Raw genomic sequence first — 8634 nt, 5'->3', positions numbered from 1 at the left:
CCACTCACGCCGTTCCGCCCGACGCGAGGATCAGGTCCGCGATCTTGCCGAGGGTGTTGTACGCGGCCGGCCGCACGTCGGAGGGGCGCGGCGGCAGTTCGTAGCGGTTGCCCACCCGGACCAGCAGCTCCGTCTGCTTCACCGAGTCGACGCCCAACTCGGCCTCCAGGTCGGTGCCTTCCTCGAAGACCTCGGCCGGGTACTCCAGCGCCTCGGCGTAGATGTCGGCCAGCTGCCGGACCAGGGAGTCCCGGTCGACGGCCGGCGCGCTCGCCGCGGCCGGCACAGCCGTGGCGACCGCGGCGGAGACGGCGACCGCGGCCGCCGGGCCCCCGGCACCGGCCGGGCCGGCCTGCGCGCCCGCGTAGGTCAGGTACGCCTGCCGCGCGAACGCCCGAACCTCCTCGCCGCGCCCGCTCCAGAACTCCTCGAAGTCCTCGACCGACACGTCGGACAGCAGCGCGTGCCGCAGGTGGTCGGCCGACGAGTGACCGGCCGGGGCCGGCTCGATCGCGCCGGCCGAGGCGAGCCGGTCGACGGCCTGCCGCAGCACGGCGGCACCGCCCGCCTCGGGCAGCAGGGTCGGCACGGTGACCACCGGCGACCCGACGATCCGGCCGACGATCCGGCTGAGCGCGTCCAGCGCGCCGCTCTCGACGAAGACCGGCAGTCCGTCGCCCGTCAGCTCGCGGATGGCGTCGGCGAAGCGCACCCGGCTGGTGAAGTGACCGGCCAGCAGCTCGGTCAGGACGTCCCCGTCCTCGTAGGCCCGGCCGAGGATGGGCGAGTACACCGTCGTCTCCAGCGGGCGCTGGCGGATGTCCCCGATGCGCTCGGCGAACTTCTCCGCCGCCGGACCGAGCAGCGGGCTGTGGAAGGCGTAGGGCGACTTGAGCCGGGCGAAGTCGATCCGCAGCACCGCCGCGAGGCGGCCGACCGTGTCCAGCGTCTCGGCCCGGCCGGAGAGGACGGTCTGCCCCGCGTGGTTCTCGACCGCGATGCCGGTCAGCGGATCCCCGGTGACGTCGAGGAGCCGCTGCGCCCGGTCCGCGTCGGTGCCGACGGCGGCCATATAGGCGTCGCCGAGGCCGGCCTCACGCAGGGCGATGCTCCGGTGACAAACGATCTCCGCGCCTTCGGCCGCGGTGAAGGCACCCGCCGCGACCAGTGCGGCAATCTCACCGAGGCTGTGGCCGATCAGGACGTCGGGGCGCAGACCACGTGCCCGCAGCACGGTGTACGTGGCCGTCGAGACGGCGTAGATGGCCAGCTGGAGCGCCTCCGGGGCGTCCTGGAGCAGCTCCGCGGTGTCCGGGGTCCGGGTACCGAACAGCTGGTCAACGGCCTCGCCGCCGAGCAGCGGCCGGGCAGCGTCACGGATGTCGGAGAGAACCGGTGCGACCTCGGGGAATTCGTCCCGGAGGTCGGCGAGCGCACGGCCGTAGAAAGCTCCCTGGCCCGGGAAAAGGACGGCGATCGGATTATTGGGCATGATGCACACTTCCCCCATACTCTTTTTTGCGTGATCAGCTGTACCGGCCGGGCATGCGGAAATAAATCGGCCGAGAAAGGACCGTATTCACACCCCGGTCGCACAGCGAGGCGCTCCCGGAAAATTTCCGGTTAATTCAGGGAGCACCGAAGCCGGAAATCGATGACGTCCGGCGCGGATTCACGGGTCGCGGCGCCCGGCGGCGCGGGCACGGCACTGCCCGGCCCACGCGTTCCGACGGCGCGGGACAGGGCGAGGCAAACGGGACATGGCGAGGCAACTGGCAAGAACTGGGCAGCTGTTGGGATCAACCGACGTCAGAAGGCACCGGGCGGCCACCCACCGCCCCCCACACCCGCCGGTCGAACGACTGGAATGGCCGGGCCGACTCCCTAGGATTGGCAGCCGCTGCCATATTCAAAGTTCAATTTTCCCCCGTATCGCTGCATGCCGAGCCGGCACAACGACTCATGTGCATTCACCCTAGGAATCCGGGTCCAACGAAGTCAAGCACTTCCCCGGTGCGACCAGCCGGTAACATTCGCGACCTGCGACGGAGCACCCCGGATTTTCCGCGGCCCGGCCGCGGCATCCGGTCCATGACAATCCACCGGGCCGCTCGGCCGCTTTCCGGGGCGGCCGGCCGGCGCCGGCCGGGAAAACGGAAAGGCCGCGCGGATCGGCCCGACTGGGTGCGCCGGGCTCAATCCGCCCCCGCCCGACTACCGGGAGTCACCGCGTGCCGCCGGACGAGAGTCGTACGGGAGCCGGAGCCGGACGCGTCGGCCCGGACCGGACTGACCCGCTCGGCGCAACCCGAATCGTGGCGCGCGCCCGTTGTTCGCAGACTCGGATGCAGGGGTGGACTCCCGGGGGTGGACTCCCGGGGGCGGACCCACACGGAAGAGGCATCCTCATGAGCAACGGTCTTCGCCACGTCGTCGCGGTGATCGCGATGGCGTCGGTCGGTCTCGGCCTGGCGGCCTGCGGCAGCGCCAAGGAGTCGACCGGCGGCACGTCCTCGGGCACCGCTGCCTCGGGCGGAACGATCAAGATCGGCCTGCTGCTGCCGGAGACCAAGACGACCCGGTACGAGCAGTTCGACCGCCCGCTGATCGAGCAGAAGATCAAGGAGTTGGCGCCGAACGCGCAGATCGACTACTACAACGCCAACGAGAACGCGACCACCCAGCAGACCCAGGTCGACACCGCGCTCACCAAGGGCGACCAGGTGCTGATCCTGGACGCCGTCGACTCCAAGTCGATCCAGTCCTCCGTCCAGAAGGCGCACGACGCCGGGGTGAAGGTGATCGCGTACGACCGCCTGGCGCAGGGGCCGGTCGACGCCTACGTGTCGTTCGACAACAAGAAGGTCGGCGAGCTCCAGGGGCAGGCCCTGGTGGCGGCCGTCGGCGACAAGGCGAACGCCGGACAGATCATCATGATCAACGGCTCGCCGACCGACCCCAACGCGGCCGACTTCAAGGCGGGCGCGCACAGCGCGATCGACGGGAAGCTCCAGATCGGCAAGGAGTACGACACCCCGAACTGGGACCCGAACAACGCCAACCAGGAGGCCGCCGCGGCGATCACGGCGATCGGCGCGCCGAACGTCGTGGGCGTGTACTCGGCCAACGACGGCATGGCCGCCGGCATCGCGACCGCGCTCAAGGCCGCGGGCATCAGCGTTCCACTGACCGGCCAGGACGCCCAACTCGACGGTGTCCAGCGGATCCTGGTGGGCACTCAGACCATGTCGATCTACAAGCCGTTCAAGCCCGAGACGGAGGCCACGGCCAAGATCGCGGTCGCCTTCGCGGAGGGGAAGACGCCGGACCCCGCGCTACTGCCGACCACGGTGACCAACGGCAGCGGCAACACCGTGCCGGCCAACCTGATCACCCCGATCGTCCTGACCAAGGACAACATCAAGAGCACGGTGGTCGCCGACGGCCTCTACACCCCGCAGCAGATCTGCACCCCCGACTACGCAGCGGCCTGCGCCGAGGCCGGCATCTCGTAACCGACCACCGCCCCGCCCGGGCCGGGGCGTCCCCCGGCCCGGGCCCCGGCCCACCCCGCGCCGGCCCGCGGCCGGCCCCCGGCCGCATCTCCCGGCCGGCCCCGCAATCCGTAGACGCCCCGCCCTCCCCGAGGGCGGGGCAAGGGAGTTGGTCACAGTGGCAGGTGAGACCGTGCTGGCCCTGCGCGGGGTCTCCAAACGGTTCGGCGCCGTACAGGCGCTCACCGACATCGAACTGGAGGTGCACGCCGGCGAGGTGCTCGCCCTGGTCGGCGACAACGGCGCCGGCAAGTCGACCCTGGTCAAGGCGATCGCCGGGGTCCACCAGCCGGACGAGGGCGTCATCGAGTGGCACGGCAAGCCGGTCTCCATCCACCGGCCGCAGGACGCCCAGCACCTGGGCGTGGCCACCGTCTATCAGGACCTCGCGCTCTGCGACAACCTCGACGTGGTCGGCAACCTCTTCCTCGGCCGCGAGATCCGGCGCTTCACCGTGCTCGACGAGGTCGAGATGGAGAAGCGCTCCCGCGAACTGCTGGACACCCTCTCCATCCGCATCCCCAGCGTCCGCATCCCGATCGCCTCGCTCTCCGGCGGCCAGCGCCAGGTGGTGGCGATCGCCCGCGCGCTGATCGGCTCGCCCAGCGTCGTCATCCTGGACGAACCGACCGCCGCGCTCGGTGTCGAGCAGACCGCCCAGGTGCTCGACCTCGTCGAGCGGCTGCGCGAGAACGGCCTCGGCGTGATCCTGATCAGCCACAACATGGCGGACGTCATGGCGGTCGCGGACACCGTCGCGGTCCTCCGTCTCGGGCGCAACAACGGCGTCTTCGACCGGCGCTCCACCACCCAGGAACAGATCATCTCGGCCATCACCGGTGCCACGGACAACGCCGTGACCCGTCGGCAGGCCCGCGGCACGGAGGGCACCCAGTGAGCGACCCCACTCCCGGCGGCGAGCACGGCCGCCACGTCCCGCTGCCCGAGGACAGCATGCCCAAGGGCGGCGTCAACGCGCCCGTCCCGGTGGCCGCGGAGGCGACCCCGGCCGTCGACCCCCGGCTGATCGTCCGCCAGGAGGGCATCAAGGGCTACCTGGGCGAGTTCCGTCGCCGCCTCAGCAGCGGCGAACTCGGCTCGCTGCCGGTCTTCCTGGCCCTGATCGTGATCTGGGCCGTGTTCGGCAGCCTCAACAGCAGCTTCCTCTCCGCGCAGAACCTCTCCAACCTGTCGCAGCAGATCGTCGGCACCGGCATGATCGCGATCGGCGTGGTCTTCGTCCTGCTGCTCGGCGAGATCGACCTGTCGGTCGGCTCGGTCAGCGGCCTGTGCGCGGCGATCTTCGCGGTCATGAGCGTCACCCACGGGATCAACCAGTGGGTGGCGCTGATCGTGGCCGTCGCCGGAGGTGCCGTCGTCGGCCTGATCCAGGGCCTGTTCTTCGCCAAGGTCGGCGTGCCCGCCTTCGTCGTCACCCTCGCCGGCAACCTCGGCTGGAACGGCGCCATGCTGCAGATCCTCGGCTCCAGCGGCACGGTCAACCTCCCCGGCACCGACATCGTCTCCAGGCTGTACAGCACCATCTACGGCCAGCAGGCCGCCGCGTACGGCGCGGCCGCGATCGGCGTCGGGCTGTTCCTCCTGGCCTCACTGGTCGACACCCGCCGCCGCCAGCGCGCCGGAGTACCCTCCCGGCCGGTCGCGGACATCGCGCTGCGCACGGCGGTCCTCGCGGTCATCGCCTTCCTGGCCGCCTACACCCTCAACCAGTACAAGGGGCTCCCGCTGGCCCTGCTGATCTTCCTGATCTTCATCGTGGTGCTGGACTTCGTGCTGCGCCGCACCCGCTACGGCCGGCAGGTCTTCGCCCTCGGCGGCAACATCGAGGGCGCCCGCCGCGCCGGCATCAACATCTCCTGGACCCGGATCAGCGTCTTCATGATCTGCTCGACCATGGCGGGCATCGGCGGCCTCTTCCTCGCCGCACAGATCCAGTCCGCCAGCCAGACCTCCGGCGGCGGCAACCTGCTGATGAACGCCATCGCGGCGGCCGTCATCGGCGGCACCAGCCTCTTCGGCGGCCGCGGCACGACCTGGTCGGCCCTGCTCGGCGCCCTGGTGATCGGCTCCATCCAGTCCGGCATGAACATCCAGGGCCTCAGCAACGCCATCCAGTTCATGATCACCGGCGCCGTCCTCCTCGCCGCCGTGGTCATCGACTCCCTGGCCCGCCGCACCCAACAGGCCGCCGGCCGCGCCTGACCCCCGGCCGCCCCCGACCGCCAAACCCCACCCACCCACGCAAAAGCCCCAGGTCACGGCGAGTGAGTCCTGGGGCTTCCACAGAGCCGCCTGCGGGATTCGAACCCGCGACCTACGCATTACGAGTGCGTTGCTCTGGCCAACTGAGCTAAGGCGGCACCGCTGCCGTAAGTGACGGCAACGCGGGTCAGTCTACACAGGTTTCGGCGGTGATCCGTACCGGGTGGAGGGGGGCGGTCAGGCGGAGGTGACGGCGAGCTTGGCGGCGAAGCCGGCGAAGAGGGCGGCGACGCCGCTGGTGAGGCCCGCGGAGAGGCGCTTGCGGCGTCGGAAGGCGGCGGAGAGCGTGGTCCCCGCGAAGATCAGGAGGGAGAGGTAGAGCACGCTGAAGGTCTGGAGGACGCCGCCGAGGAGGCCGAAGGAGAGGACCGGGCTGCCGTAGGAGGGATCCACGAACTGCGTGAAGAAGGAGAGCAGGAAGAGGATCGCCTTGGGGTTCAGCAGGCTGATCATCAGGGCCCGGCGGAACGGGTGCTCGTTGGACTCCGGGGCGGGGGCGGCGGGGTCGGGGGTGTCGTCGGCGGTGCGGTGTTCGCGCCAGAGCTGGCGGGCCGCCCGCAGCATGCCGATGCCTATCCAGAGCAGGTAGGCGGCGCCGCCGAACTTGACCACCGCGAAGACCGCCGGGTTGGCCTCCAGGAGGGAGGAGGCGCCCAGGGCGGTGAGGCTGATCAGGGTGAAGTCGCCGACGAAGACCCCGGCGGCGGCGGTGTAGCCGGTGCGGACGCCCTTGCGGGCGGCGACGGACAGCACGTAGAGGGAGTTGGGGCCGGGGAGGAGGACGATGACGAGGGCGCCGAGGACGTACGTCGCCAGGTCGTTGACTCCGAGCACGGGGGGCTCCGGTGGGGTGACGGGGAGGGCGGGGGGCGCTCATCGTAACGTCGCACCGGGTGGTGGCAGAAGGCTACGCAGAACGGCCCGCCCGGCTCACTTCCCGCAGCGCTTCCCGTTCTCCGGCGGCTCACCGCCCAGCAGGTAGCGGTTGACGGCGCCGTCGAGGCAGATGTCGTGACGGCCGTACGCGGTGTGGCCGTCCCCGTCGAAGGTCAGCAGCCGGCCGGACTCCAGCTGCCCGGCCAGTGCCTGCGCCCAGGCGTACGGGGTGGCCGGGTCGCGGGTGGTGCCCACGACGACGATCGGCGTGGCGCCGGCGGCCCGGACGGTGTGCGGCGCGCCGGTGGACCGGGCCGGCCAGTAGGTGCAGGTCAGCGCCATCCAGGCCATGTCGCGGCCGAACCGCGGCGAGGTCCGCTCGAAGTCCGGCACCGCCCGCGCGGCGTCGTCCGGGCCGGCGAACGGCGCGGGCAGGTCGAGGCAGTTCACGGCCATGTTGGCGAACATCAGGTTGGGGTACGAGCCGTCCGACTCGCGGCCGTAGTAGGAGTCGGAGAGCTTCAACAGGCCGGTGCCGTCGCCGGCCCGGGCGTCGGCGAGCGCGGTCCGCAGCCGGGGCCAGAGGAAGTCCGCGTACATGGCCTGGATGACGCCGGTGGTGGCCTGCGCCTCGGTGAGCCGGCGTCCGTCGGCGGTGGTCGGCAGCGGGTGGGCGTCGATCGCCGTGAACAGGGCGGTGAGCTGTTCGCCGACCTGCTGCTCGGTCCGGCCGAGCGGGCAGTCCTCGCGCTTGGCGCAGTCCCGGGCGAAGGCGGCCCAGGCGGTCTCGAAACCGCCCGCCTGGGTGCGGTTGCCGGCCAGCGAGTCGAGCGAGGGGTCCATCGCGCCGTCGAGCACCATCCGGCCGGTCCGGCCGGGGAAGAGGCCCGCGTAGGTGGCGCCGAGGAAGGTGCCGTACGACTTGCCGACGTAGTTGAGCCGCTCGTCGCCGAGCAGGGCCCGCAGCACGTCCAGGTCGCGGGCCGCCTCGACGGTGCTCAGGTGGCCGAGCCGGTCCCCGGCCTGCCGGCGGCAGCCCTCGGCGAACTCCTTGGCGGCGGCGACCAGGGCGTCGATCTCCGCCTGGTCGTCGGGGGTGATGTCGGCCGCGGTGTACGCGTCCATCCGCGGGCCGTCCAGGCAGGTCACCGGGGCGCTGCGGCCGACTCCGCGCGGGTCGACGCCGACCAGGTCGTAGCGGGCGCGCACGCCGCTGTCGTACGTCCGGGCGACGCCCTCGACGTACTCGACGGCGGAGGCGCCGGGGCCGCCGGGGTTGAGCAGCAGCGAGCCGAGCCGGTCGCTCCGGCCCCCGCCACCCGCCGCACCGGCCCCGGCCCCGGCCCCGGCCGCGGAGCCGGGGCCGGCGGGGACGGCCGGGGCGCGGACCGCCGCCAGGGTGAGGTCGCCGCCGGCCGGGCGGTCGTAGTCCAGGGGCACCTTGAAGCTGGTGCACTCGTAGCCGTCGTCGCACGGCTGCCAGGCCAGCCGCTGCCCGTAGTAGGGCGCGAGCGCGGCCGGAACGGCGGCGGGCAGCGGTTCCAGCGGCGCGGCCCCGGGCCGGGCCGCCGCGAGGGCCGGAGCTGACGGCACGGCGGACGGGACGGCGGACGGGGCGACGGACGGGGCGACGGACGGGGCGACGGAAGGGGCGACGGAAGGCAGGGAGGAGGCGTCGCCGACCGGCGGCAGCGTGTCGGACGAGGCCGCGCCGGGTGTGACCGTCCCCGTCGAGCTGCAGCCCCCCGCCACCAGTCCGACGGCCGCCAGCAGCGCGGCCGCGGCCACGACACCCCCACGCCGCTCACGGTCGGCCCGCAGCTCGGCCGGCATATGGGATCCCCCCTCAGCTGATCGCGCCCGGTGGCCTCGGTGCCGCCGGGGGCCGGTACCGGGGCCACCCCGGGCCCCGGTACCGGGA

6 protein-coding genes and 1 tRNA gene are annotated in these 8634 nt (G+C 72.2%); 3 read left to right on the top strand and 4 right to left on the bottom strand.

Going from position 1 to position 8634, the window contains the following annotated elements; translation table 11 throughout:
• Window positions 1–4 precede the first annotated feature (4 nt).
• The gene (locus AC067J_RS04240) at window positions 5–1492 is read right to left on the bottom strand and encodes an acyltransferase domain-containing protein (RefSeq protein ID WP_478296438.1); all 1488 of its coding nucleotides are present in this window, start codon (window positions 1490–1492) and stop codon (window positions 5–7) included.
• Window positions 1493–2408: 916 nt separating this feature from the next.
• Here AC067J_RS04240 and AC067J_RS04235 point away from each other — a divergent pair.
• The 3 genes from AC067J_RS04235 to AC067J_RS04225 all read left to right on the top strand — a co-directional run bounded on the left by AC067J_RS04235 (window position 2409) and on the right by AC067J_RS04225 (window position 5777).
• A complete protein-coding gene (locus tag AC067J_RS04235) occupies window positions 2409–3515 on the top strand; it encodes a sugar ABC transporter substrate-binding protein (protein WP_478296437.1) in 1107 nt (368 codons plus the stop codon).
• Between the two features lie 157 nt (window positions 3516–3672).
• A complete protein-coding gene (locus AC067J_RS04230) occupies window positions 3673–4452 on the top strand; it encodes an ATP-binding cassette domain-containing protein (RefSeq protein ID WP_478296436.1) in 780 nt (259 codons plus the stop codon).
• A gap of 56 nt (window positions 4453–4508) precedes the next feature.
• Window positions 4509–5777, top strand: a complete 1269-nt coding sequence (locus AC067J_RS04225) for a sugar ABC transporter permease (RefSeq protein WP_478296928.1) — start codon at window positions 4509–4511, stop codon at window positions 5775–5777.
• A gap of 84 nt (window positions 5778–5861) precedes the next feature.
• Here the strand turns inward: AC067J_RS04225 and AC067J_RS04220 are convergent.
• The 3 genes from AC067J_RS04220 to AC067J_RS04210 form a co-directional block, all read right to left on the bottom strand.
• Window positions 5862–5935 (bottom strand) — tRNA-Thr (locus AC067J_RS04220).
• Window positions 5936–6014: 79 nt separating this feature from the next.
• On the bottom strand, window positions 6015–6671 hold the full coding sequence (leuE, locus tag AC067J_RS04215) for a leucine efflux protein LeuE (RefSeq protein WP_478296435.1): 657 nt from the start codon (window positions 6669–6671) through the stop codon (window positions 6015–6017).
• A gap of 96 nt (window positions 6672–6767) precedes the next feature.
• Window positions 6768–8546: an alpha/beta hydrolase gene (locus tag AC067J_RS04210; protein WP_478296434.1), complete on the bottom strand. Its 1779-nt coding sequence runs from the start codon at window positions 8544–8546 to the stop codon at window positions 6768–6770.
• Window positions 8547–8634: the final 88 nt, after the last annotated feature.

It is taken from the genome of Kitasatospora sp. NPDC042419 (assembly GCF_056437345.1).
This window is presented reverse-complemented; position numbering and strand designations above follow the sequence as displayed.

Excerpts from the sequence above, each read along its gene's own strand:
- AC067J_RS04240 (WP_478296438.1), bottom strand. The coding sequence starts at position 1,492 with ATGCCCAATAATCCGATCGCCGTCCTTTTCCCGGGCCAGGGAGCTTTC.
- AC067J_RS04235 (WP_478296437.1), top strand. The coding sequence starts at position 2,409 with ATGAGCAACGGTCTTCGCCACGTCGTCGCGGTGATCGCGATGGCGTCG.
- AC067J_RS04225 (WP_478296928.1), top strand. The coding sequence starts at position 4,509 with ATGCCCAAGGGCGGCGTCAACGCGCCCGTCCCGGTGGCCGCGGAGGCG.
- AC067J_RS04210 (WP_478296434.1), bottom strand. The coding sequence starts at position 8,546 with ATGCCGGCCGAGCTGCGGGCCGACCGTGAGCGGCGTGGGGGTGTCGTG.